Source organism: Celeribacter sp. HF31 (assembly GCF_011806455.1).
Taxonomy (GTDB): domain Bacteria; phylum Pseudomonadota; class Alphaproteobacteria; order Rhodobacterales; family Rhodobacteraceae; genus Celeribacter.
The window spans coordinates 566,546-590,864 of the sequence record NZ_JAATOT010000001.1 but is presented as its reverse complement, the minus strand read 5'-3'; the positions used below and the strand labels follow the sequence as shown (position 1 = coordinate 590,864).

Below are 24,319 nucleotides of genomic sequence, written 5' to 3'. Positions count from 1 at the left end.
GCCTCAGCGCCTTGTTACGCCTCCGGCAGCGGTGGGTTGGTTTGCTCCACCACCGCTTCCATCGCCACGAAGGTCGAGGTGGATTGCACATGCGGCAGGCTGGAAATCTTCCGGCCCATGACCTCGCGGTAGGCCTCCATCGAGCCTGTGCGCACTTTGAGCAAATAATCGAAATTGCCCGCGATCATGTGGCATTCGGCGATCTCCGGCACGTTTTTCACCGCCGCATTGAACTTTGTCAGCGCCGCATCGCGGGTGTCATCCAATTTGACCTCGACAAAGGACACATGGCTCAGCCCCAACCGCTGCGTCGACAGGATCGCGCGGTATCCGACGATGACCCCCGCCTGCTCAAGCGCCTTGACCCGCAGCGCCACCGGGTTCTTGGAGAGGCCAACCCTTTGGCTCAACTCGGTTAAAGACATTCGGGCGTCGGTTGCCAGACAATCGAGAATCTTCCGGTCGTAACGATCGAGTTCCTTTTCCATTGCACCACAAAATCCATTCTCTTTGGTCTCTTTGTTATGCCTATGATACAATATTGGGAAAAATAGCAAGTTCAAATCCTGTATATTGATCAAAACACCCCCTCTCTTTTTAGGATCACGCAGATGGGCCACACGCTTTCTCTGACGGACTTGATGTCCTCTCTGTCCACCACCAAATTCGCCCCCGAAGCCGATGTGCTGGGCGACTTGATCAACGCGGCCGCCCTGCCCGAGGCACAGCGCGCCCGGATCACCACCCGCGCCACCGAGCTTGTCCGCCGCATCCGTAAGGAATCCGCTCCGACGTTGATGGAACATTTCCTCGCCGAATACGGGCTGTCGACCCGCGAAGGCGTGGCGCTCATGTGTCTGGCCGAAGCGATGCTGCGGGTGCCGGATCGCGAGACCATCGACGATCTCATCGAGGACAAAGTGGCGCCGTCGGATTGGGGCGAGCACATGGGGCATTCGTCGTCGGCCATGGTCAATGCCTCGACTTGGGCGCTGATGCTCACGGGCCGCGTGCTTGACGATGAGAAACCTGGCAGCGGCGTTGCGGGCACCCTTCGCGGCCTTGTCAAACGCATGGGTGAGCCGGTGATCCGCACCGCCGTGTCCCGCGCGATGAAGGAAATGGGCCAGCAATTCGTGTTGGGCCAGACCATCGAGGCCGCCATGACCCGCGCCAAGGGCCAGGAGGCCAAAGGCTACACCTACAGCTACGATATGCTGGGCGAAGCGGCGATGACCCAAGCGGACGCCGACGCCTATGCCAAGGCCTATTCCGACGCGATGCGTGCCATCGCGAAAGGCTGCACCAAAGGCTCCGTCGCCGACAACCCCGGCATTTCGGTGAAACTCTCCGCCCTGCATCCGCGCTATGACGTCGCCCAGGAGGCCCGCGTCATGGCAGAACTCGTTCCTGTCTTGCGCACCTTGGCCCGTCAGGCCCGCGCCGCTGGCATGGGCTTCAACATCGACGCCGAGGAACAGGCCCGCCTGACGCTGTCGCTCCGCGTCATCCGCGCCACGCTCGAAGACGAGGAACTGGCCGGCTGGGACGGCTTTGGCGTCGTCGTGCAGGCCTACGGAAAACGTGCCGGGCTGACCCTCGATTGGCTCTATCAGACCGCCGAAGAGCTGGACCGCAAGCTCATGGTCCGCCTCGTCAAAGGCGCCTATTGGGACACGGAAATGAAACTCGCGCAGGTCGAGGGCCATCCCGGTTTCCCGCTGTTCACCACCAAGGACGCGACCGACGTCAGCTACATCGCCAACGCCAAGAAGCTCTTGGGCTACAGCGACCGGATCTATCCGCAATTCGCCGGGCATAACGCCCATACGGTGGCCGCGATCCTCGAACTCGCCCGTGAGGCCGGAAACCCCGCCTTCGAATTCCAACGCCTGCACGGCATGGGCGAGCGCCTGCATGACATCGTGCTGAAAGACGAAGGCACCCGCTGTCGCATCTATGCCCCCGTCGGCAAACACCAGGACCTCTTGGCCTATCTCGTGCGGCGCCTGTTGGAGAATGGCGCGAACTCGTCTTTCGTGAACCAGATCGTCGACGAAAGCGTCACGCCCGAAGAGATCGCCCTCGACCCGTTCACCTCGGTCATTGACGCGCAAGCCCCGGCTGGCCTCGTACAACCCTCTGAAATCTTTGGCGCGCGCCAGAACTCCGAAGGCTTCGATCTCAAGGACGAGGACACGCTGGCCCGGATCGAGGCCGCACGTGGGGCCGCGTTCGACTTCAACGCCGCGCCGATGATCGCGGGCGAGGCCACTGGCACGCCCGCCCCGGTCGTAAACCCCGCCACCGGAGAGACCGTGGGTGAGGTTGTGCAAGCCGATGCAGAGACAGTGTCTCGCGCTTTGGACGCCGCTACTCTTTGGGACGCCCCCGTGTCGGAACGCGCCGCCGTGCTGCGTCGCGCTGCCGATCTTTATGAGGCGAACTTTGGCAAAATCTTCGCCGTTCTGGCGTATGAGGCCGGGAAAAACCTGCCCGATGCCGTGGGCGAGCTGCGCGAAGCGGTGGATTTCCTGCGCTATTATTCGGACGAGGCAGAGCGTCGCCCGGACGCGAAACCTTTGGGCCGCGTGACCGCGATTTCACCGTGGAACTTCCCGCTGGCGATCTTCACCGGGCAAATCTCGGCCGCGCTCGCCATGGGCAACGCAGTTCTGGCGAAACCCGCCGAACAAACCCCGCTGATCGCCGCGCTGGCGGTCGGTCTCTTGCATGAGGCGGGCGTGCCGATGACGGCGCTGCAACTCTTGCCCGGCGACGGCCCGACCGTGGGCGCCGCTTTGACCTCGGACCCGCGCATCGACGGCGTGGTCTTCACCGGCTCGACCGAGACAGCGCAAATCATTCGCCGCGCCATGGCCGCCAACCTTGCCCCCGGCGCGCCGCTCATCGCGGAAACCGGCGGGCTGAACGCCATGATCGTCGACAGCACCGCGCTCCCGGAGCAAGCCGTGCGCGACATCGTCGCCTCCGCGTTTCAATCGGCGGGCCAACGCTGTTCGGCGCTCAGATGCCTCTATGTGCAAGAGGACATTGCGCCTGCCCTCATAGAGATGATCAAAGGCGCGATGGATGAGCTTTCCGTTGGCAACCCCTGGCTGCTTTCGACCGATGTCGGCCCGGTCATCGACCGTGAGGCGCGCGACCAGATCAAAGCCTATGTCGATGCTGCCGGGACCCGCGTGCTGCACCGGCTGACGGCCCCCACCGAGGGCACCTTCGTCGCCCCGGCGCTCATCGAGGTTGCGGGCATCGAAAGCCTTGCGCGCGAGGTCTTCGGCCCGGTGCTTCATATCGCGACCTATAAAGCGCGGGATTTGGGCAAGGTGATCGAGACGATCAACGCCACCGGCTATGGCCTGACCTTCGGGCTGCACACGCGGATCGACGATCGGGTGCAACAGGTCTGCGATGCGCTGCATGTCGGCAACCTCTACGTGAACCGCAACCAGATCGGCGCCATCGTCGGCTCGCAACCTTTTGGCGGCGAAGGCCTGTCCGGCACCGGGCCGAAAGCCGGGGGGCCGCTCTACCTCAACCGCTTCTGCGCTGCGCCATCTGAGGCCTCCACTGAAACATGGGACAAAGCCACCGATGCCGCCGCCCTTCAGCGCGCCATCACCGCGACGCCCCACTCCGAAGAGCCTCTGTCGAAAGAGCAATTGCCCGGACCGACGGGCGAAGCCAACACGCTCTCGACCCATGCCCGTCCGCCCTTCCTCTGTCTGGGACCGGGTCGCGTCACGGCCGAGGCACAGGCCAAAGCCATCACCGATCTGGGCGGTCTTGCGGTTGTGGCGGAGGGCCTCGCCCCCAGCCACGCGCTCAAAACCATCGACGGGTTCGGCGGCGTGATCTGGTGGGGCGATGCGGAGAAAGCCCGCGCCTATAGCCAAGCCCTGTCGCAGCGCCTGGGGGCAATCCTGCCGCTCGTGACGACGGCGCCCGATGCCGCCCATGTGCTGCATGAGCGCCATCTCTGTGTCGACACCACGGCGGCGGGCGGCAATGCCGCGCTTTTGTCCGGGGAGGCGTGATCACGCCCCCCCGGGGACAGGATCGAGCGTCAAATCCGCTCGATCCGGGCCGGCAAGCCATGACGCACCGCCGTGCCCGACACCGGATCGACCCAGACGCCAGCCTTCATGCGCGTCGGGTCCAACATCCCGAGATCGTTCAACAAAACACCGGCGGCCAGTCGCGGATCGCCCGGCATGGTCTCGCCGTCGATGGTGATGTCCTGTGCCCCAAAGCCGCGATGTCCAAAACCATGTTCAATCGCCACCGTGTCAGGCGCCACACCTGCGCGCACCACAGCGACGCTTTCCAGCGTCCCGCCCGGCGTGGTCAGCCGGATCATATCACCGGTCTGAATGCCATGCGCCGCCGCCAGATCGCGCCCGATGTTCAACGGGTTCGACGCCACGATGCGCAACAGAGACTTTGCGCCGACGGAATAGGAATTTTGCAAGGGCGATTTGAAGCTGATCACCTGAATGGGCCAGTCTTCGCGCGGGTAGTGATCGCTGACTTTCGAGCCATCCGCAAACTCCGGCGCGCGCCAGGCGGGCGTGCCCGGAAGCCGTGTCCCGGTGGTGGCACGGCGAAAACTGCCTAAGCCCTCATTCCAGACCAGCATCGGCGGGTTGAAGGCATAGGTCGCCTTGTCGCCCTGATAGCTGCGCGCGATGTTCTCATAGCGCCCGCCTTTGGCGAAAATCGTCGCGGCCTTGCGCCATTCGTGGGGCTTCAGCGTGGCTTTCAGCTCATCGGCAATGCGCGCGACGTTGGACAATGCGATGTCTTCGTCCGTGGCATCCGACACCGGCGTGCCGATCATCGCCACGTTCACAGCCCCGCGCAGATACCAATCCTCGGCGCGGTTCAGCGGGTGCAGAGTGCCCTCTGCGTCCGGGATCGCCGCGTCACCAAACCCCGGCAAGCCCATGCGTTTGGCCACCGCGATGAGGAAGGTCTCCATCCCCACCCGCTCGCCTTCGGCATTGGGGTCCATTTTCGGCTCAATGACAGGCCAACGGGCGCAAGTCGCCTTGGTCGCCACGCCGCCCCAGGGCTTGGTGAAACCCCAGGTCTCATACATCACCGAATCCGGCACGATATAGTCGGAGATCGCCGTGCTCTCGTTGATGAACGGGTCGATGGAGATGATCAGCGGCACCACGGCGGGGTCTTTCATCTCTTCGACCAGATGCGCCACGCCGGGCACGCCGTAGATCGGGTTGGTATTGCGGAAGATGAGCGCTTCGGCCTTATAGGGGTAGCCGGTGACCAGAGACGACATCCACTCGGTCGCAAGCCCCGGCGCGTTGGGATACCAGGGCGCATCGGCAGGATAGGCGGCGCCTGCGGCTTTTTTCGCTTTAAATTCAGAGGTTTTCTCGTAGGGCACGTTGCGCCCGAAGGGCAGGCCCTTGGCCTTCACGGCGCCGGGGAAACTTGCGAGATCGTAAGCGGGGCCCTTGTTTTCCGGGAAGCCGCCGCCCGCAATCATCGTCCCGCCTTTCCAGTTCAGATTGCCAATGAGCGTGTTGAGCATCATCAACGCATAGGCGTTGTAGAACCCCGAGCCGTTCATCATGCCGCCATGGGAACTCACAGCGGCTTTGCGCCCGTGGCTGGTGAATTCGCGGGCCAGATCGACAAGTTTCTCGACCGGAATGCCGCAGTCTTCGGCATAGGCTTCCATGTCCTGCGACATGGCCTCTTCGCGCAGGAGCGTCAGCGCGGTTTTGACCGCCACAGGTCCGTTTTGGGTCTCGGCCAGCCCCTCGTGGAACAGAGGAGCGGCCGAGGCACCGGCAGGGACAGGGCCGGTAACTGGGCCGGTATCGGAAGAGATCATGAAGGGGTCAGTGTCGGAATAGGCCTCACCCTCGATCGCAAGCCCCATATCGGACCCACGCAGGCAATGGCCAAAGCGCGGATGATCGGCATCCACGATCACAAGATGGGTGGCGTTGGACCAGCTCATCTCACCCGCCGCCTCCGCCGCCGCTTTCGAGGGCTGCGCCAGATAGGTCGCGTCATAACGGTCGTTTTCGAACATCCAGCGGATCATCGCCATGGCCATCGCGCCATCGGTGCCGGGTTTGATCGCGAGCCAGCGCGCGCGCTCCCCCGAGGGGCCGTTTTGCGCATTGTTGAGGATCGGATCGACCACGACATAGCTCAGATCGCCATCGGCGCGGGCCTTGGCCACCAGCGTGCCGATGCGTTTGAACGGGTTGCCGGCATTGCCCGGCGCCGTGCCCGCAAAGATCACGAATTCGACGTTGGAGAAATCGGGCTTGGCATGCGGCATCTTTTTGAAATCGCCGAACATTGCGCCCGATCCAGAGCGGTAGGCGCCGCCGCAATATGACCCGTGGCGGGTGAAATTGTTCGAGCCAAAGCTCTGTTTCAACCAGCGCAGCACGAAACTGTCGCGCCCGTCATCGACGCAGTTCATCCAGACGAGGTGGTTCGCGCGCGAGCCGAACTCGGGCGCGCCCTCCAAAGCTGGTGCGTCGAGATCGCGGATCTCGCGCAGGCCGGCGACCGGGCCTTCGCCAAAAAGATCGCCGCCTTCGGTGACCTCTTCGACCAGTTGCTCGAAACTGATCGTCTCCCATTGCCCGGAGCCACGCGGGCCGACACGTTTCAGCGGTTTCAACACCCGGCGCGGGTTGTCGACCTGTTCGAGAACTGCATTGCCGCGCCCGCAGGCCGTCGAGCGACGTGTCAGCCCCTGCCCCGGCCCGGCCTGCGCCATGGCGGCAAAGCTTTCGGCCACGGAGGACTCGTAGGGGATGAAGGGATCGGTGCTCATCGGCGAATAGGGATTGCCCGCGACACGCAGCACTTTGTTTTTCGCCTTATCGACCCTCACCCGCACGCCGCACATGGTCGTGCAGCCGATGCACATGGCGTAGCTCATCGCCTGATCGGGGTTGAGCGTCACATCGCCCGTCTCCTTGTCGACGGAGAACTCCGCAGGGATCGAATTGCCGACGACATGTTCGTCGCGGGGTTTCTTGCCGGACCATTTGCCACGGGCCAGTTTCTGGACGGTCTCGGCATAGCCTGCCCCGAATGTGCCAAGCGCACCTGCGGCTGCGACACCTTTGAGAATATTGCGACGGTTGGTCATGTCAGATCTCCTGAGGGCTGGCAGATTTACGGGGGGCTTGGTCGGAGGTGTGCGCGGGCGGCGTGGCGTCCGTCCAAGGCACGAAGGTGGTGTAGACGATCATCAGAAAGACCCAGAGGCCGAAGGTGCCGATGACGCCCATGAGGCCTGCGAGGCCGGTGGGCATGAGCGCGTCATAGAGGCCGGAGCCCACCTTGGGGACGGCTTGGCCGCCCATGAACACGGTCCAGCGGAACATCCATGCGGCGTGGATCGCAATGAGCCCGGTGAGCACTCCGGTGTTGCGTGGCAGGGTAAGGGCCAAGACGAAGGGGATCGCCACGGAGGCCGCGCCCCAAAGCGCGATTTGTTGCCAGACCGGGAAGCCCGCGACGGAGGCCAGTGCCTCGGTGTGCACGGGGGAGAGGCCGGAGATCGCGACGGCGAACCATGTCCCCCCGAGCGTGGCCACGAGGGCGAGCGCGAGGGCAAGGCGGCGGTTGAGCGTGGCTTCCAAAGCGCCATCGCGGCAAAGCATCCGTTCGAGGATCAACATCACCCCAAGCGCGCCGACGACACCTGTGGCGGCAAATTGCAACGGCAGGAAGGGTGTGTTCCAGAGCGGACGGGCACGGACGACCATCACCTCGGAGCCGGTGTAGACGAGAATGCCAAGCGCTGCGATCCCGGCCAGCACCCCGAGCGGACGCGCGAAACCATTCGCGGCCCCACCCAAGGAAAACAGCCGGAACAACCAGGCGAACCGCCACTCATCCTGCCCCATGCGGTGAAACTCAGGCCGGTGGATCGCCCAGGCAAAGAGCAGCATCAGCGCCACGTAAGACGGCACGATCCACGCGCCCCAAGCCATCCACGAGCTTTTATGCGTGTAGACGAAAAACTCCCAGAAACGAAACGGCTGGTGCAGGTCGGCCAAAAGCGCGATGGGCGCGGTGATGCCGGTGGTGACAGCGACCATCAGCGCCAGACGCGCGGCGCGCAGGTCGGTGGATTTGCCAAAGACAAAGGCGGGAAGCGCCATCAACAGTGCTGTCACAGACATGGCGATGAGAAAGAAATACTGCACCGCCCAGGGCTGCCATGCGGCATCGTGCACGGCGCCGACGAGTTCGTGAACTTGGGTTTCCATCACAGGCCCTCCCCATGGTGTTGCACAGATGCGGCCATTTCCGGGTGATAGGCAGCTTCGCCCGCCACACGTCCGTCGAGCACGTCGTCGAGACCGATGTAATAGACGTTCGGGTTGGTGTGCATCTCGGGGCGCAAAACCGAGACCTCATTGTGGCGCAGCATTTTCGAGACTTCGCTCTCCGGGTCGTTCAGATCGCCAAAGTTGCGCGCGCCGCCGACACAGGTTTCAACACAGGCGGGCAAAAGCCCCGCTTGCGTGCGGTGAAAACAAAAGGTGCATTTGTCCGCCACCTGCGTCTCGTGGTTGATGAAGCGCGCGTCATAGGGACAGGCCTGCACGCAATAGGCGCAGCCGACGCATTTCGACGCGTCCACCAGAACCTCGCCATTTTCGGCCTTGAACGTCGCCTCGACCGGACAGACCGGCAGGCAGGGCGGATCGTCGCAATGGTTGCACAGCCGGGGCAGCATCACCATCGCGGGATCTTGGCCATCCTTGACCAATTCATAGACGGAGACATGGGTGCGGAATGCATCCTCGGGCACTGCATTTTCCATGATGCAGGCGACGGTGCAGGCTTGGCAGCCGATGCATTTTCTGAGATCGACCACCATGCCCCAATGCGGGACATTCGTGCCTTCGGCGCTGGCGGATTGGCCGGCGCCCGCGACAGAGGCCGCGGCACCGATGGTCACCTGTCCGATCGCTCCTAAAAATCCGCGACGTGTCGTGTCCATTTGGCTGATCCTTTCTTGTGGCTCAGCCAGACCCTACGTCCGGGGCATTTTTTACGGTATCGGCAGAAACCCGTGGGGCTTAAGGGTTTTCCCCTAGGTTTCGCCCCATCCCGCCGCGACAAGCCGCCGCACCATGTCCGCCGTGCTCGTGGCGGCGAGTTTACTCATGGCGTTATGGCGATGAATCTCCACGGTTTTCGGGCTGATGCCCAGCTCCGCCGCGATCTGTTTGTTCTGCAAGCCCCTGACCACCGCGCGGGCCACTTCGGCCTCGCGTGCGGTCAGACTGTCGATCTTTGTGGCGATCTTGGCGCGGTCTCCGGCCGCCTCGGCACGGGTGCGGCTCAGCTCCAGCGCTTCCTTGAGGCGGTCAATGAGCGCCATGCCCTGCACCGGCTTTTCAAAGAAATCCAAGGCCCCCGCCCGCATCGCCTTCACGGCCATCGGGACATCGCCGTGACCGGTGATCATGATGACGGGCAAAGGACAGTCGCGCTTTTGCAGCTCGTCCAAAAGCTCAAGCCCCGACATCCCCGGCATCCGCACATCGGCGAGGATACAGCCCACCGTTTCTGCCGTATCGAGCGCGTCGAGGAATGCCAAAGCCGACGCGTGGGTTTCAATTTCAAGCCCCAGAGACCCCAAAAGAAACCCAAGCCCGTCACGCACCGCGCGGTCGTCGTCGACGATATGGATCAGGCCGGTTTCGCTCATGTCTCACCCTCAATCGGCAACCAGATCAGCACTCTGAGACCGGGGCCGTTTGCGGGCGCCTCGGCGCGCATCCAGCCGCCATGGGCCTCGACGATGGAGCGCGACAGCGCGAGCCCCAACCCGATGCCTTCCGGTTTCGTGGTATAAAAGGCCTCCGCGAAATGGTCCATCGCCTCCGCCGTCATCCCCGTGCCGTGGTCCCGCACCGAGAGGCAGATCCCCGGCCCCCGGCTCAGATCGTCATAGCGCGCGGCGCGGATTTCGAGGCTGCGGGCCCCAGGGTCGGTGTCGCCCATGGCGTCGATGGCATTTTGCACGAGGTTCAACAGCACCTGTTGCAATTGCACCCGGTCGGCCATGACCGTGGTCAGCTCCTCCGCCACATGCACCCCGACGATGACGCCCGCACGATTGGCGGGGGCGGCATAGAGCGCGGCGCTTTCTTCAATCAGCCCCCGCATATCGACTGGCGCCATCTGGCTTTCGCGTTTGCGTACAAAGGCACGGATGCGTTTCACCACAGTGGCGGCGCGATCCGCCTGCCCCGCCATCTCCCGTGAGGCGGTCACCATATCCTCTTCGGAAAACCGCCCGGCCTCTATCCGCAGCAGGCAGCCTTGGGCATAGTTCGAGATCGCGCTCAGCGGCTGGTTCAGCTCATGCGCGATGGAAGAGGCCATTTCGCCCAGGATCGACAGCCGCGCCACATGTTCCAACTCGCGCCGGTGGTGCCGGTCGGCCGCCTCGGCGCGTTGACGGTCGATCATTTCCTGTTTGAGCTGGGCATTCGCCGTGTCGAGCGCCCGCGTGCGGCGGCGCACCAGCGTTTCGATCCGCACCGAGTAAAGTGCCCAGAAGGCGAGCGCGGCGGCCAGCACGATCAGCCATTCGCGGTAATCGGCAATGAACTCGCGCAGGGACACCGGCCCGGTGCGCGCGTATGGCCCGATCTGGAGTTTGCGCAGCAGGTCATGCACCGGCTGATAGTCCAAAGGCACGGTCCAGAGATTGCCCTCATTCATCTGCATCAGGGCGATGGCGACCTCTTTGGCCAGCTCCGGCGAGGTGTGTTGCGCCTTGGCAAAGGGCCAGCCGGGATAGACCGCGCTGGAAGTGGCGCAGCCGGTGGCTTCGGTGGCCTGTGCGTTGAGGGCAAAGGGCTTCAGCGAGGCAAACCGCGCGGGGTTTTCGGCCTTGAGGTCTTCGAGCAGGCAAGCGCGCAGCACCGCCGCCTCGGCGCGTCCGTCCAGCACCGCCTCGGCCACCTGTTGCATCGGATAGCCCGTGACCAAAAGTTCGACCTGCCCCGGAAGGCGGGCATCGACGTCCTGCATCAAAGCGCGGACCAGTTGAGACCCGCCGAAAGCGTCGGGGGAGACAACCGCGAGGCGTTGGCCGACAAGCTGTGTCAGACTCTCGATCCCGCCGGTGGAGACCAGCGTCGAGGCCACCGGCCAATCGCCCTCTGCCGTGGCGATCCGGCTGATGTGTTGGTTATATTCAAGCGTCGCATAATGGCCCGGATTGGTGATGACGAACTCCACCTTCCCCTCCGCCACAGCCGCATCGAGGGCAGTGAGGTCCAGCGGCTCAAGTTGGAACACCTGGTCTGGCAAAGCGGCATTCAGCGCGCGTTCGGTGGCCTTCCAATGGTCGAGAGAATGCTCTGCAGCGCGGTAGCTCAGCACGCCGATGCGCAGGGTGTCTTGCGCGGCGAGCGGGAGGATCGACATGAGGCCGAAGAGGACACTGGCCGCGATGCTCGCTGGATATCTCATGCGGGTTCGCGCCTCTCTCGTGTCTTTCGCCGTCTTCGTTCAGACAGCCTGCAAGGCGCAGCCAACACCATTCTGACGCGAGGGTCCAGTCGAAGGAGACGCGTTTGTGAGGGGCTGATAAAACACATCCGGCCATGGGGACGTCCCATGACCGGATGGTTCAGACTGAAGGTGGGTCTTCCGGGTAGTTTTCGGTATCTTTGCCGATGGCTGCGTCAGCACCCGGTGCGGGACACCACCGATTTCGCCGTGCGGAACAGGATTTCCATGTCCAGCATGAACGACATTTTGTTGTGGTAGCGCACGTCCAGCTCGACACGCTCCTTGTAGGAGACATCGTTGCGGCCCGACACTTGCCACAGGCCGGTGACACCGGGGCGGAGTGCTTCGTAGATGGCGGCGTCCTTGCCGTACATCACCAGTTCGGGCTCGGTCACCGGACGCGGGCCGATCAGGCTCATCTCGCCCTTGAGCACGTTCCAGAGCTGCGGCAGCTCATCGAGGCTGGACTTGCGCAGGAAATTGCCCAGCGGCGTGACGCGCGGGTCGTTGCGCAGTTTGCGATCCTGTTCCCATTCGGCGCGCGCCGCGGGATCGGATTTCAACAGCGCCTCAAGGCGTTCCTGGGAGTCCGTCACCATGGTGCGGATTTTCCAGCATTTAAAGGTTTTCCCGCCCTTGCCGACCCGGGCATGCCCGAAGAAGCCAGGCCCGCCGTCACGGCACACCATAAGGCAAAGCAGGAGGACGAGCGGCGCGATCATCGGCAGCAGCAGGAGCGACAAAACGATGTCAAACAACCGTTTCATGGCACCGGCATAGATCGGCACGATAGTTTGTTTGTAGAAGTACTGGTTACGCGGGAGCGTGGTGGAATCCTGATGTTCCATCTGCGACATTTTAACAATCCACTTCATAAGCTCATAAGGGCACGCGCGCTAGAGCGCACAAATGCGTTGTCTTTTCCAGGAAGGGACCCCCCCTTCACCTCAGTCTCGAAAACCTCATGGGGCTTTTTCGTGCTATGTGCGCTTAACGCGCCTGCCCGACGCAACATACACCTCTTTTATGTCTTTCATGCTAAATTCATTGGATTTGATCGCCTAGAAAACAATTTTTGTCTTGAAATCGACGTCCACCCCCCGTTAACCAAACATTAACCTTTATTTAACAATAAATTAACGAATTCGACCCTCTTCGCACCCGCAGAAAAAAGCCTGTGACCGTCTGCTGGCATCGGCAAAAACTCGCAAAAAAGAACCCCTTTTGACAAAAAAATAGACTGTTTGAGAATACGGCGCCGAGAGTCACTCAACCTAGGGGTAAGTGAACCCTGACCTTTTCCACAGGCATCGTCGCAGTGCAGCGAATCAAAACCATACGAATGCCCTGTCCGGAATCGGATTACGTTGGGTCAAAAGAGATCGAGTCGGCGAAAATCTGCCCTCTCGCGTCCAAGGGCCGCCCGACAGGTTTTTCGTATCTCCCTTCAAATTATGGCCCTCAAGGCACCGAGTATTTGCAAAATCAGAGGATTAAGGCGAAAATCGGCGCATCGCACAACTTTATCGCGAACACTCTGGGCCTCGCAGCCAATCTGTGGCATGTATGTTTTCAGTTTGGTATTGAGTGTTTTCCCGATATGTTGCGCTAACATAAGGCGCTGACGGGATGTTGTCCCCAAGTTGATGTCAGCCCCTCCGCACGTATTGCTGACACTTTTTCGTTCGCGCACGATAACAAGGAACACTTCGTGAAGACCAAAACGGCCAAAGTTGATTTTTCAACGGAAAAGACCGAACGCGCCGCCCCTCAGACTTCGCAGGACGCAAAAACGACGACATCCGCCAAGGGTGCCGCCTTGCTGGCCTTGCCCTTTGCGCTGATCTTCACGGTCCTTCTGTTTCTGGCGTTCGACATCTCACTCCTTTGGGCCGTGCCGATCTATGGCGCGATCGGATCGGTGTTGATCGTGCTCTTCTTGCTGGGAAGTGTCTGGGCGAACCGCGACTGATCCGCTTTGCGCTCAATTCTTCCTCAGTCCCAAATCGAATAAGCTGTTTTTCCAGACGCCTTAAGAATGTCATGCTTCGCGGTCATATGGACTGTTGAGGCCGATTTTTATTGTTGGTCTCGTGCAAATATAGAACACTCTAAAGGTGTCCCGCGCGTTCCGGCCCTCGAAGTCGCGCGGTGTTATGTGGAAGAGACGGCAAGTGAACGGTTCAGTGGAAACACCGGGGCTCAAGAGCTTCATCATCAGCGTTGGATCCCTGATCTCGGCGCGCAGCTTTGTCGCGATCTCACAAATTCTCGTTCTCCCTATCCTCGCACGGCAACTGACCGTCGAGGATTTCGGCCTCATGGGCCTCGCCATGACGCTGGTGATCTTTGCCAATACGCTCAGCGATGGCGGCATGGGGCGCTCGCTGATCCGGCGCGAGGATGCCGATGAGGTGGAATGGTCCTCCGTCAACTGGCTGATGATCGGCGCGGGCGTGGCCTGTACGGTGTTTGTGGCCGGGCTCTCGCCGCTGGCCGCGCGCTATTTTGACAGCGACCGGCTTGTGCCTTTGCTGCTCGTCATGTCGGTCATCCCCCTGTTTTATGCGCTCACCGCCGCGCCCAATGCCGAAATCGAGCGACGCGAAAATTACAGCGGCATCGCCAAGGTGCAGGTGATCGCCACCGTGGCCGGCATCGTCTTTGCGGTGGCGGGCGCCTTTGCCGGCATCGGGGTCTGGGCCCTGGTCGGACAACAGGTCATGCTGGCTGCCGTGCGCATGGTGGGCATTTTCATGCTCTCTCACTTCCGCCCGAGCTTTGCCTTTTCGACCCAAGGGTTGCGTCCGCATTTGATCTACGCGCGCGACACGCTGGCCTCAGCTTTTCTCACCGTGATCCGTCAGCAATTGCCGATCATGATGATCTCCCGCGTCTTGGGTCAGATCCCCCTTGGCTATTTCGCCATGGCGCAGCGCTTCAACCGCCTGCCGCAATTCGGCCTCGCGGGGCCGATGTCCTCGGTCATCTATGTTCGCATGTCGAAGGCGCAAAAATCGCCCGAAAAGCTGCGCGATATCTATTATGCCGGGATGCGGCTTTTGTCCGTGCTCCTGATCCCCTCGATGACCATGGTCGCGGTGGCAGGCCGGCCCGTGTTCTCCGTGCTCTTGTCGCCGGAATGGACGCCGGTGGCGATGCTCTTCGCGCTGACCATCGGCGGGCTGGTGCTCGAGGCCATCGCGATCTTTTTCATGCAGGCGCTGTTTCGCGCCGTCTCGCGCACCGATCTTTTGCTGCGCACCTCGATCGAAGGCGTGATCGTGCGCATCGTCATGGTGCTCATCGCGCTGCAATTCAGCCTCGAAGCGGTGGCGCTGAGCTTTACGCTTTGGTCGCTTATCATGGTGCCGCGCAACTGGCAGTTGGGCGCGCGTCTTGTTCCGATCACACTCAAAGGCTGTCTGGCCCAGTTGATCCCCTCGAGCCTCGTCGCAGCTGCCGTGGCGGTCACCTATCTTTGGATCGAACATCTGACCGAGCTGCCGAATGTGGCCTATTTCCTGATCGCCGCCGCCCTGGGCGTGCTTGGCATTGCCCTGACGGTTTTGATCGACCGCCAGAAATCCAAATCCGCCCTCGCGGTGTTTCGCCACACGCCGCAGGGTCTGACCCCCGTAACCCCCGCCGTTGGTCCCTAAGCCCCCGGCCTTTTTCAAAGAGAGTGACGCGTAACGATGACCAGCCCCGAGATGAAACGCCCGCCCCAGCCAGATTTCATCATCGGGGGCGCGCCGAAATGCGGCACCACCTCTTTGCACTTCATCCTCGATCAACACCCGGAGATCGCCTTTCCCACGGATGAGGTGAACTACTTCGACGCCGACGACCCGTTCAACTGGCCCGACCTGTTTTTCGAACGCGGCGGGCGGCTCGATTACCGCGACCCGTCGCCAGAGAACGCCGAGACCCGCGATTGGTATCGGGCGAAATATGCGGCTTTGGGCGATATGGCGCTCTTGGGTGAGGACAGCACGCGCTATCTGTTTTCGCCGATGGTGGCGCATCGGGTGAAACAGCGGCTGCCGGAGGCGAAGGTTATCTTCATGCTCCGCGACCCGGTGAAACGCGCCTATTCCGAGTATTGGCACGCGATGAAGATGATGCGGGTCACCACGTCATTCGAGGGCGCTTTGACCGCCCTGCCCCAGATCGTGGCGGGTTCGACCTATGCGCCGCATTTGCAGCAATGGATCGACGTGTTGGGCCGCGACCGGGTGCATATCGTGCTTTTGGAGGACTTCAAAACCGACCGCCAGGCGGTGATGGACGGCATCGCGCGGTTCATCGGCGTCGAGCCCTTTTCACTTGAGGGCTATGAGCTGTGGTTCAACAAGACGAGCTATCCGGGCAAGCCGAAGCTCATGCAATGGGTCAACGCCCTGGTCGGGCGGCGCGTGTCGCGGTTGCGCTATATGGGGCATATGCGGCGCGACACCGGCCTGCGGGAGAAACTCGCCAACCGGCTGTATCAATTCTATTTCCACAAAGTGAATCCGCTTTTGCTCACCGCCGATCGCCCGCCGGAGATGAAGCCCGAGACCGCGCGCTATCTCTCGCGCCTGTTGTCGGATCGCAATGCGGGACTGGACGCGCTTTTGGAGCGGGATTTGTCGGAGGTCTGGTCGTCCTGGTCGCCCGCGACGCCGCCGAAAGACGAGAGGATGGCGGCGCAGTAAAGCGCCCCCAAACCACCAATCTCAACCAAGCGTCTGGAACAGCTCCAGATAGCGCTTTGCGCCTGCGGCCAGCGACAGGTTCTCACAGACATAATCGCGCGGCGCATAGCCCGCGTGATTTTCCCAGAACCGATCAAAGGCCTCGACCAGCTCCGGCTGTTTGAACCGGACCCCGCAGCGTTCATCGAAATAGGGCACAGACGAGACCTCAAGTCCCGGCGGCGCAATCGACAGATCGTGCGGACCGACGAGATGCCCCTCGTCCCAGGCGCAAATCGGCACGCCCGAACACATGGCCTCCTGATAGGCCAGCCCCTGGGTTTCATGTTCGCAGAGAAACGCCATAGACCGCGCCCGTGCCAGCGCGCCGCGGAACTGTCCCAGATGGTGAAACCCGTAGCGCAGGATGTGATAGCTCAACCCACGCGCCTCCAAATGCGCGATCAGCGGGTCCAAAAGGTCGTCTTTGCGCTCATCGTAATTCCAGCGGATCTTGTCGTAGATCAGCACGTCGATGTCCTTGTCCTGCCCCGAGAGATCGGGCCAGTTGTCTGTGTCGAGGCCAACGAACATCGGCTTGACCCGATTGCCCAAAACCGGACGCCAGATTTGGCAATACCATTCAGAGGGTTGGGTGACGATCTTAAGGTTGCAATTCTTGACCACACGCATCGCATCGTCCGGGTCCGGCACCTCCCCGGGACCAAACATCGCCGGGTTGGGCAGCCGCACCTTGTCATAGACCGTGCGGAACCCGGTCAGCCCCACGGGCATGGTCGGATTGGCGCGGGCATAGGAAAAATCATTGAGCCGGATGGTGACCCCGCTGGCCTCAAGACTGCGCTTGAGGTTGAGAAAGGCGGTGTAGAACCCGGTGTAGGGTTGCAGGTTCTTGGCGCGGCGATAGGCCTGACGCAGGGTGCTTCGGACATGCGACCGGGTGCGCCCGAAGGGGGCGTCATTGGCCTGGGCCTCGTAGCCATCGTAGAACAGGGCAATGGTCTTCGGGGGCGCGCTGCTCATGCCTCATCCCCCCCATAATTATGGGTCCGCGGCGGCACACAGGCCCCGCGCGCGACACCGGCGTGGAACATGCCGCGCATCATCCAGAACCGATACTGGCTTTCGCGGTACATCGTCAGCCCGGCCCTGAGCGTGCAATAGGCGCTCTTGGCGCCGGAGCGCAGCACCAATCCCAGCCGTTCCGCCAGAGGCGCATTGCGCCCCGCAGAGGTCACGCAATGGCCATAGGCCTGTCCGGTGCTGAAGCGGCGCTGCATCACCCAGTCTTTCGACATGCGTTTCTCGGCGACAGGTTCACGCACGGTGGCGTCCAGGGTGATGTCCATATCGACGCCTTGACGGTGCAGGCGGAAAAAGAAATCCGTGTCCTCGCCGCCGGTGCGCCCAAAAGCCTCGTCAAACCGCGCCTCGCGCACGCGGGCGTTGCGCAAGTCCAGCAGAACATTGCAGCTATAGCCGGTCTCCACCACCCCGTCGCGGTCCAACGGAATGTTGGAATGCACGTCGTTCTCGACCATCCACTCAGGCGTCTCCTCCGGGTAGATCGCATAGGACGGCCCGAAAATGACACTGGCGCCCGAGCGTCGCCAGGAGCGGATCATATTCTCCAACCAGCCGGGATCGGCGGTTTCGTCATCGTCGATGAAAATCAGCGCTTCGCCCTCGGCAGCCTCCAGACAGGCATTGCGGGCAATCGCGATATTGCGCGCGGGCGCCGGACGGTAGCGGATGTTGAGGCCGGTGTCCTGCGCGGCGACGGCGATCTTGGGGCCCAACCTCGCAACATCGTCATTGTCGGCGACGATCACCTCGATGGTGTAGCCATCCGGCACGATCTGATTGCCAATCGAGGTCAGGGTTTCGAACAGTTCCGGCCGCCGAAACGTGCAAATCCCGATGGAGATCAGGCAACTGTCCGCCGTCGTGCTTCCACGCGCATATTTGAAAGTCTCTTTATTCATCACCCACACCCGCGTGCCGAGGCGGCCTGGCCGCTTTCGAAACGCTTATCCCCCTTGCCGAGAACACCATACCAGAGTTGCGCCAAGCCCGGCATGCCCGAGCGCAACACGAAAAATACCAGCCGAAATCCCTCTCGACATCGCTTTCGAGAAGTCTAACGCGCTACAATCTCAAAGATACGACAGTTTTTGGCCGCGCCCTAACGGAGATCGAAACGGGCTCTGCAGAGGCATGCCAAAGCCCATAAATTGGGCGCAAACCGGCACGGCACGACCAATCCGCAGCCAATCAGACGTCGCAAAACGCAAAAATACCACATGGACGCCCCACCCAGCCAGGGTGCCTGAGACGTTTTGGGGAGGCACTACAGCGCGACAAAGCCCTTATTCGGAGGGCATGGCGGAGTGCGTCGGTGCTTGTGTGAGATTGAGCCCACGGATGGTTTCCGGCGTTTTTCCGCCCGAAATCCGGTCCAAAAGCTGCGCCACCGCGAGGCTGTCCGACAGGCGCATAAGAGAGCATTCAGTCTCGCCCCGGTGCAGCATGCGGGAGAACTCGTCGATCTGGAATTGCAGCCCCGAGCCTTCGTAGACCGCGCCGATCTGTGTCCCTTCGAGACGCACACGGTCGAGGACAATCCGGCGCAGCACACGCCCGAAGGAGGATTGTTTCAGCTTGTCCTTGAGACCGCGTTTGCGGGGCGGAGCAGGTTTCGGTGTGCTGTTCGCAGGCTCTGCCGTGACCGGCGCCTCCGCGCTTTCCGTCACCTCCGCAAAATGCATGATCCGACCGCCGAGCCCGCAGAGAAAGGGCGCATCGAGGGACAACCGCCCCTTGGTGCCGGTGATCTCCAACCGATTGGGCAATTGCCCGCTGTGCGAGGCCGAGAGGGTCACAAGACAAGAGCCGTCCGCACCGCCGCGCAGCACCGCGGACATATCGCGGTCGGTGCCGCGCGCCGAATAGCGGACCTCCGAGGCGCTGTAAGAGAGATCCCCCAGGAAAAACTGAGCCAGAGAAATCGGATAGACCCCCAGATCGCGGATCACGCCGCCCCCCAGAGACGGCTCAGCCACGCTTTTGTTGGGACTGTCATCAACCGGGAATCCCAGCGTGGCACTGAGGTGCAGCGGTCTACCGATCTCACCTGCATCGAGACGCCGACGCAGTTCGAGCACATTCGGCAGAGTGCGGGTCCAGACCGCCTCCATCACCGGCACACCTGCCTCTTTTGCGGCCTTGGCGATGGCTTCGACCTCGCCGGCGTTCATCGCCAGAGGCTTTTCACAGAGCACCGGCTTGCCATGGGAAATCGCGGCCAGTGTGGCCTCGGCATGCAGGGCGGTGGGCAGCGCGATGTAGATCGCGTCGATCTCGGGCGAGGCGAGCATCTCTTCGTAACCTTGAAAACAGAGGCAGCTCTCAGGCGCGACACCGGCGAAATCCCGCAGCGCTTCGGCGCGATCCAAGGCGCGCGAGGCGATGCCTGCCAGACGGCTGTCGCTGCACAAGGCAATGTCCGTCACGAAACGCCGCGCGATCATGCCCGCGCCCACGATACCCCATCGAATTTCAGCGCTCACGACGCAGAACCTCCATCACTTTTTCACCAACCCACACCTCTATTTAGGCATTCCGACCAAGTAATCTACTGGTGCGCAGGACAAATTGTTCGCCAAGGCATGACAATAAATGAATTGAAACACTTGGGGGCGCATTAAAACAGGACGCAATCTCGGCCACATTCCTGGCTTTGACCGCATCAATCAGCCGCGCCCAGCTATAGCGTTTCATGGTATCGATCCAAAGCGCCTCAAGCGCGTCGCGCGTCGGCCCGGTCGCCGCATCGCGCAGGGCACCGATCCGATGCGCCAAAGCGCCCAAATCCTTGGCGCCATGCGAGCCGCTCAAAGACTCCGGACGCACCACGGCGAAATATCCACCGGGCGGCACGATATGAAACGTAGCGCCTGCCTCGAGCGCTTCGGCATAGAGCGCGAAGTCCTCGCCGAGCCGCATGTCCTCATGGTAGCGCAGGCCATGCTCTTCAAGGAACTCACGCAAAATCAGAGGCTTGAGAAACCCCATCTCACCACGCGCACCATTGTAACTCGTCATGTTGCCGCGTGTGAATTCCGCCAGGTCCACCGCAAAGCTGTCCGCGCCAGATTTCGGCAGCTTCAGCAGCCGCGTGCGCGGGCCCTCTTCATCGCCTTCAATCACCTTATAGAGGTCATCGGCCAGAATGGTGGCCTGCAAGGCGCGAGCCTGTTCCATCATACGCGCCAGACGCCCCGGCTCCATGAAATCGTCGCTGTCGAGCACGGTGACATAGGTGCCTTTTGCAATCTCCAGCGCCATGTTGCGCGCGCCTGACGGGCCCTTGTTCACGCCCGTGGTCAAAGCGATTACATTGTCATGCGCCTCCGCCAATTTGCGCGCCAAATCCAACGTGTCGTCCGGCGAGGCATCGTCCACGATGATCACCTCGACCGCCACCCCCGGCTGATCAAGGGAGGAGTGCACGGCACGTTCCAGCGTCGGAACACATTTATAGGCAGCCACGATGACAGAGACGTCGATCATTGCGGTCTCGACCACGGGTCAGCCCTCCTCATGCCCCTCGGGGGCCGTCTCCGTCGTGGTCGCATCCATCGTCGTCCAGGGACCGAAGTCCTGACATTGCAACCCGCCCCGCCCTAGAGGCACATAGGACATGCAGCCATAGCGCGCTTTGACATTGGTGTCGGGATCGACCTCGCCCGCCCAGGGCTCCTGCAATTCCGCGACGGCCCAGATATTGGCGAAAAGCTTGCCACGAAACTGCGGCATCGCGGTCTCAGAGGCCGCGGCGTAGAAAATCTCTTCGCCATCCGCGAACCAGCGCACGCCCTCGGGGCGCCACTCGAAACGGTAAAGATGCATCCCCTCCGAGGCGTCAAAGCCCAGCGGAATGTGCCGCCCCGGCATTTGTTCGCCATCGACGAAGATATTGGCATAGAGGCCCGTGGTGTCCTTGCCCAGAAATTCGATGTCGATCTCATGGTGCGGATCGCCGAATGCCCCGCCGGTATAGGTGAAAAAAGACGAGACCACGCCCTCGGCTTTCGCAGGCTGCATCACCACCTCGTAATCGCCATAACCGTGCCCTCCGTCGCGCTGAATCTCGCCGCCCCAAAAGGTTTTCTCCGATCCGTCCGGCGCGGGCGAGAGGCTCAGGATGACCTCCTTGGTCTCGGCATCATAGGCAATCCGGTCGCGGCGATAGCCGGTGACCATGGTCTCACCGCCGAAATCGAAATCCGACAGGTAGAATCCCCCAAGATCGGCCTCGGTTTCGAACAGCTGAAAGAATCCACCAATGGGCGGAAGATTGCCCTGCAACTCGGGCGCCTCTTGCGCGATCGCCCTCTGAGACACCAAGGCGGCGCCTGCAAAAAGCGACATTATAAGGCAGGAACGCAAGATTTTACGGTCAGAATGAAAGTACAGATTGTCTGACATACGGGGGAACCCTAACAATGAACATGAGTAAGAGGTTAACACAGCTGTTCAGGCAGGGAAGCGTTCATGAACCTGCAGACCACAATAATGATCGCGGCATATAACGCAGCGCGTTTTTTGCCCAAGTCTATAGCATCGGCGCGCGCGCAATCCGGTTTGACGCCGGAGATCCTTGTCGTCGACGATGCATCTTCGGACGAAACCCCTCAAATCATGCGGGATTTCCCGGATGTTCGATATATTCAGATGCCGCAAAACGGCGGGCCGTCCGTCGCGCGCAACCGGGCGATCGAGGCGGCGACGGGCGACTGGATCGCCGTTTTGGACGCCGATGACGACATGGTGCCGGGACGTTTGTCCACGATGTTGGACCATGCGGTGGCGGCGGATGCGGATATTGTCTTGGGCAATTTCACCCGTGTCGACATCCACGGCGTGCCGGTGAATGGCGGCGTGTTTTTGACACCCTCCGAGGTGGACCCGCGGCATCACCTGACACTCGAAGATTACCTCTCCGGCAACCAGATGACGGCGGGCGAGAAATGTCTGGGCTATCTCAAGCCTTTGTTCCGGCGCGAATATCTGATGGAAACCGGGCTGCGCTATGACCCCGCGCTGCGTAACAGCGAGGATTATCACATCATCGCCGCCGCGATTGCCGAAGGCGCCAAGGTGATCATCTCGCCCGAGCCGGATTACCTCTATCAACAAGCCGAAGGGTCGCTGTCCGCCACCGTACCGCCGAAATATATCGAGGCGCTTTTGGCGGCCGATGCGGAATTTGCGGCCAAGGTTCTGGCCCCCGGCGCCGACACCCGCACGGAGCGTCTGGCCCAGATTATCGACATCCGCCGCACGCATCTTGAGACGCTGATGGCGGCGGAGGTGGTGATGACCCGGTTGAAAAACCGTCAGATCATGGCCGCCGGAAAACTCTGCGCGACGAACCCCAGAGCGCGCAAGCTGGTGATGACGAAACTCTCGGAATCCGTCCGAAAACGGCTACCGGGCGGATAACGGGCGGATAAGACGCGGGTAAATTATTCCTGCCGCAACATCGGCCGGATGCCCTCGCCCGGCCCTTTGAGGCTCGCCTCATGCTCCGATCTGTGTTCCGATGTCACAACCTGTGTCTCGGGCTGTGTCTCGGGCAGACCCTCTCCCTGCACCTCCGAGCGGATCGCAGGCCTGACCTCAGATAACACCTCCGGAAGATCGTCGCCCTCCAGCACCACACGCTCAACGCGCAGCACGTCGCCGCGTCCGATCAACGTGTCCGGCTCCACGCGCTGTTCGCCTGCGGCATCGCCGTTGCGGGTCAGGAAATAAAAGGTCGCGACCTGATCCATCAGCGTCGAGGATTCGCCCCCCGCCGCCTCCACGAGCGCGCCGTAGGTTTCGCGGCGCAGGCGCAGCTCTTCGATCTCGCCTTGCAAGGCCTGAAGCTCGCGCGCGGCTTCGACCTTGTCGCGAGAGCGCAGCGCCAGAATATCGCGTTCGGCCTCCTGATGGCGTTGGCGGGCGCGGAAAATCGCGGTTTCAATGTCAATCTGCTGGCTTTCCACGTCAAAAAGCGATTCCTGCGCGTCTCGGATCTGCACAGACCGCGCCAGCCCGCTTTCTTTCAGAGACAGCATATTGTCGAGGTTCTCCTGCGCCAGATCGATCTGGGTCGAGAGCCCGTCGAGTTTTTCCTCGAGGCTCGCAATCTCGGTGTTCAACAGCTCTTTCAACCCCTCGAGGTTCTCAACCTCCAGCGCTTTCGCCTCACGCCGTGCGTTCAACTGTTGTTGCTCGCCCTCGATCACCCGTTGAAGCGCGGCGGCGCCGTCGGGATGGGTGACATCTTCGGGCAAGATAAGGGTCTCGGCATCGTCGCGCATCGCACGGTAGCGGGCGGCGGAGACTTCGGCGCGCAAAATTTCGCGGCGCAGTTGCGACAGCGTGCCACTGTCGATCATCAGGCTGCGCACATTGCTGTCGAGCCCGCCCGCCAGACGCGGCGCGCCGCCGGCCATGGCGAAGGCTTGATAGACGGTGCGGTCGGGCCGGGCCTCGAATTCGCCAGGACGCGCCACATCGCCCAGCACGAAAAACGGCGCATAGGCATCGATGTTGAGGGTGACGACGGGCGTTTCGACCATCTGCGCGCGATTCTGCAAAATCCCGGCGATCTCAAGGCTCAGCTCCTCGCGCGAGATGTTCACCGCCGGAAGAGAGCCCACCAGCGGCAGGGTCAGCGTGCCTTCGGCGGAGACCGTATAAGTGCCCGAGACCGGCTCCCACTGGCGATATTCCAACTCCGAGTCTTCCCAAATGACGATACTCAGCGCAACCTGATCGCCGATGCCCAGAAACCCTTTCTGAGTCTCTTTATTGGAGGACACCATCGAAAGCCCCGCGGGATTCGGCGCCTCCGTCAGGGACATATCGCCCGTCACATCCTCTTGTGCCGCCGTCCAAACGCCCACAGATTGGGCCGAAAGCGGCTTTATTGCAGGCAAAGACATCAAAAACGCACAGAAAATGCCCAACGGCACCGTTGCGACACGCCC

General features: G+C 61.7%; 18 protein-coding genes. 5 read left to right on the top strand and 13 right to left on the bottom strand.

Translation table 11 applies throughout. From position 1 onward, the window contains the following. Positions 1 to 14: 14 nt before the first annotated feature. On the bottom strand, positions 15 to 488 hold the full coding sequence (locus HCZ23_RS02960) for an Lrp/AsnC family transcriptional regulator (protein ID WP_167600182.1): 474 nt from the start codon (positions 486 to 488) through the stop codon (positions 15 to 17). 123 nt (positions 489 to 611) lie between these two features. Between HCZ23_RS02960 and putA the strand changes: the two genes are divergently transcribed. Continuing rightward, positions 612 to 4,058 carry a bifunctional proline dehydrogenase/L-glutamate gamma-semialdehyde dehydrogenase PutA gene (gene putA, locus HCZ23_RS02955; RefSeq protein WP_167600181.1) on the top strand — a complete coding sequence of 1,149 codons (3,447 nt, stop codon included), beginning with the start codon at positions 612 to 614 and terminating at the stop codon, positions 4,056 to 4,058. A 29-nt stretch (positions 4,059 to 4,087) separates the two neighbouring features. Here the strand turns inward: putA and HCZ23_RS02950 are convergent, their stop codons facing one another. From HCZ23_RS02950 to HCZ23_RS02925, 6 genes are all read right to left on the bottom strand, one after another. Beyond that, on the bottom strand, positions 4,088 to 7,171 hold the full coding sequence (locus HCZ23_RS02950; RefSeq protein ID WP_167600180.1) for a molybdopterin dinucleotide binding domain-containing protein: 3,084 nt from the start codon (positions 7,169 to 7,171) through the stop codon (positions 4,088 to 4,090). Between the two features lies 1 nt (position 7,172). Further along, entirely contained in the window at positions 7,173 to 8,300 is a 1,128-nt protein-coding gene (gene nrfD / locus HCZ23_RS02945; RefSeq protein WP_167600179.1) for an NrfD/PsrC family molybdoenzyme membrane anchor subunit, read from the bottom strand. Further along, the gene (gene dsrO / locus HCZ23_RS02940) at positions 8,300 to 9,040 is read right to left on the bottom strand and encodes a sulfate reduction electron transfer complex DsrMKJOP subunit DsrO (RefSeq protein ID WP_167600178.1); all 741 of its coding nucleotides are present in this window, start codon (positions 9,038 to 9,040) and stop codon (positions 8,300 to 8,302) included. Before dsrO ends, nrfD begins: the two co-directional genes overlap by 1 nt. Before the next feature lie 93 nt (positions 9,041 to 9,133). Continuing rightward, the gene (locus tag HCZ23_RS02935) at positions 9,134 to 9,754 is read right to left on the bottom strand and encodes a response regulator transcription factor (RefSeq protein ID WP_167600177.1); all 621 of its coding nucleotides are present in this window, start codon (positions 9,752 to 9,754) and stop codon (positions 9,134 to 9,136) included. Next, a complete protein-coding gene (locus tag HCZ23_RS02930; protein WP_167600176.1) occupies positions 9,751 to 11,532 on the bottom strand; it encodes a PhnD/SsuA/transferrin family substrate-binding protein in 1,782 nt (593 codons plus the stop codon). Before HCZ23_RS02930 ends, HCZ23_RS02935 begins: the two co-directional genes overlap by 4 nt. A gap of 215 nt (positions 11,533 to 11,747) precedes the next feature. Then, positions 11,748 to 12,422, bottom strand: a complete 675-nt coding sequence (locus HCZ23_RS02925; protein WP_254869874.1) for a sugar transferase — start codon at positions 12,420 to 12,422, stop codon at positions 11,748 to 11,750. An 863-nt stretch (positions 12,423 to 13,285) separates the two neighbouring features. Here HCZ23_RS02925 and HCZ23_RS02920 point away from each other — a divergent pair. The 3 genes from HCZ23_RS02920 to HCZ23_RS02910 all read left to right on the top strand — a co-directional run bounded on the left by HCZ23_RS02920 (position 13,286) and on the right by HCZ23_RS02910 (position 16,274). Beyond that, positions 13,286 to 13,546, top strand: coding sequence for a hypothetical protein (locus tag HCZ23_RS02920; RefSeq protein ID WP_167600174.1), 261 nt, complete (start codon positions 13,286 to 13,288; stop codon positions 13,544 to 13,546). Positions 13,547 to 13,748: 202 nt separating this feature from the next. Then, positions 13,749 to 15,236: a lipopolysaccharide biosynthesis protein gene (locus HCZ23_RS02915; protein ID WP_167600173.1), complete on the top strand. Its 1,488-nt coding sequence runs from the start codon at positions 13,749 to 13,751 to the stop codon at positions 15,234 to 15,236. A gap of 36 nt (positions 15,237 to 15,272) precedes the next feature. Further along, on the top strand, positions 15,273 to 16,274 hold the full coding sequence (locus HCZ23_RS02910; RefSeq protein ID WP_167600172.1) for a sulfotransferase: 1,002 nt from the start codon (positions 15,273 to 15,275) through the stop codon (positions 16,272 to 16,274). Positions 16,275 to 16,295: 21 nt separating this feature from the next. Here HCZ23_RS02910 and HCZ23_RS02905 read toward each other — a convergent pair whose 3' ends face one another. From HCZ23_RS02905 to HCZ23_RS02885, 5 genes are all read right to left on the bottom strand, one after another. After that, positions 16,296 to 17,297 carry a glycosyltransferase gene (locus HCZ23_RS02905; RefSeq protein WP_167600171.1) on the bottom strand — a complete coding sequence of 334 codons (1,002 nt, stop codon included), beginning with the start codon at positions 17,295 to 17,297 and terminating at the stop codon, positions 16,296 to 16,298. After that, positions 17,294 to 18,259: a glycosyltransferase family 2 protein gene (locus HCZ23_RS02900; protein WP_167600170.1), complete on the bottom strand. Its 966-nt coding sequence runs from the start codon at positions 18,257 to 18,259 to the stop codon at positions 17,294 to 17,296. Before HCZ23_RS02900 ends, HCZ23_RS02905 begins: the two co-directional genes overlap by 4 nt. Positions 18,260 to 18,643: 384 nt before the next feature. Further along, positions 18,644 to 19,843 (bottom strand): Gfo/Idh/MocA family protein, encoded by a 1,200-nt coding sequence (locus HCZ23_RS02895; protein ID WP_167600169.1) that lies wholly within the window; start codon positions 19,841 to 19,843, stop codon positions 18,644 to 18,646. A gap of 43 nt (positions 19,844 to 19,886) precedes the next feature. Continuing rightward, the gene (locus tag HCZ23_RS02890) at positions 19,887 to 20,861 is read right to left on the bottom strand and encodes a glycosyltransferase family 2 protein (RefSeq protein WP_167600168.1); all 975 of its coding nucleotides are present in this window, start codon (positions 20,859 to 20,861) and stop codon (positions 19,887 to 19,889) included. Between the two features lie 3 nt (positions 20,862 to 20,864). Next, the gene (locus HCZ23_RS02885) at positions 20,865 to 21,680 is read right to left on the bottom strand and encodes a family 16 glycosylhydrolase (RefSeq protein WP_217703106.1); all 816 of its coding nucleotides are present in this window, start codon (positions 21,678 to 21,680) and stop codon (positions 20,865 to 20,867) included. 150 nt (positions 21,681 to 21,830) lie between these two features. On the opposite strand from HCZ23_RS02885, the gene HCZ23_RS02880 reads away from it, so the two are divergent. After that, a complete protein-coding gene (locus HCZ23_RS02880; protein WP_368487274.1) occupies positions 21,831 to 22,781 on the top strand; it encodes a glycosyltransferase family 2 protein in 951 nt (316 codons plus the stop codon). 23 nt (positions 22,782 to 22,804) lie between these two features. On the opposite strand, the gene HCZ23_RS02875 is transcribed toward HCZ23_RS02880, so the two are convergent. Beyond that, a complete protein-coding gene (locus HCZ23_RS02875) occupies positions 22,805 to 24,235 on the bottom strand; it encodes a polysaccharide biosynthesis/export family protein (protein ID WP_167600165.1) in 1,431 nt (476 codons plus the stop codon). Positions 24,236 to 24,319 lie beyond the last annotated feature (84 nt).

Excerpts from the sequence above, each read along its gene's own strand:
- HCZ23_RS02900 (WP_167600170.1), bottom strand. The coding sequence starts at position 18,259 with ATGAATAAAGAGACTTTCAAATATGCGCGTGGAAGCACGACGGCGGAC.
- HCZ23_RS02930 (WP_167600176.1), bottom strand. The coding sequence starts at position 11,532 with ATGAGATATCCAGCGAGCATCGCGGCCAGTGTCCTCTTCGGCCTCATG.
- HCZ23_RS02880 (WP_368487274.1), top strand. The coding sequence starts at position 21,831 with ATGAACCTGCAGACCACAATAATGATCGCGGCATATAACGCAGCGCGT.
- HCZ23_RS02935 (WP_167600177.1), bottom strand. The coding sequence starts at position 9,754 with ATGAGCGAAACCGGCCTGATCCATATCGTCGACGACGACCGCGCGGTG.
- HCZ23_RS02960 (WP_167600182.1), bottom strand. The coding sequence starts at position 488 with ATGGAAAAGGAACTCGATCGTTACGACCGGAAGATTCTCGATTGTCTG.
- HCZ23_RS02925 (WP_254869874.1), bottom strand. The coding sequence starts at position 12,422 with ATGGAACATCAGGATTCCACCACGCTCCCGCGTAACCAGTACTTCTAC.
- HCZ23_RS02910 (WP_167600172.1), top strand. The coding sequence starts at position 15,273 with ATGACCAGCCCCGAGATGAAACGCCCGCCCCAGCCAGATTTCATCATC.
- HCZ23_RS02950 (WP_167600180.1), bottom strand. The coding sequence starts at position 7,171 with ATGACCAACCGTCGCAATATTCTCAAAGGTGTCGCAGCCGCAGGTGCG.
- nrfD (WP_167600179.1), bottom strand. The coding sequence starts at position 8,300 with ATGGAAACCCAAGTTCACGAACTCGTCGGCGCCGTGCACGATGCCGCA.
- putA (WP_167600181.1), top strand. The coding sequence starts at position 612 with ATGGGCCACACGCTTTCTCTGACGGACTTGATGTCCTCTCTGTCCACC.
- dsrO (WP_167600178.1), bottom strand. The coding sequence starts at position 9,040 with ATGGACACGACACGTCGCGGATTTTTAGGAGCGATCGGACAGGTGACC.
- HCZ23_RS02905 (WP_167600171.1), bottom strand. The coding sequence starts at position 17,297 with ATGAGCAGCGCGCCCCCGAAGACCATTGCCCTGTTCTACGATGGCTAC.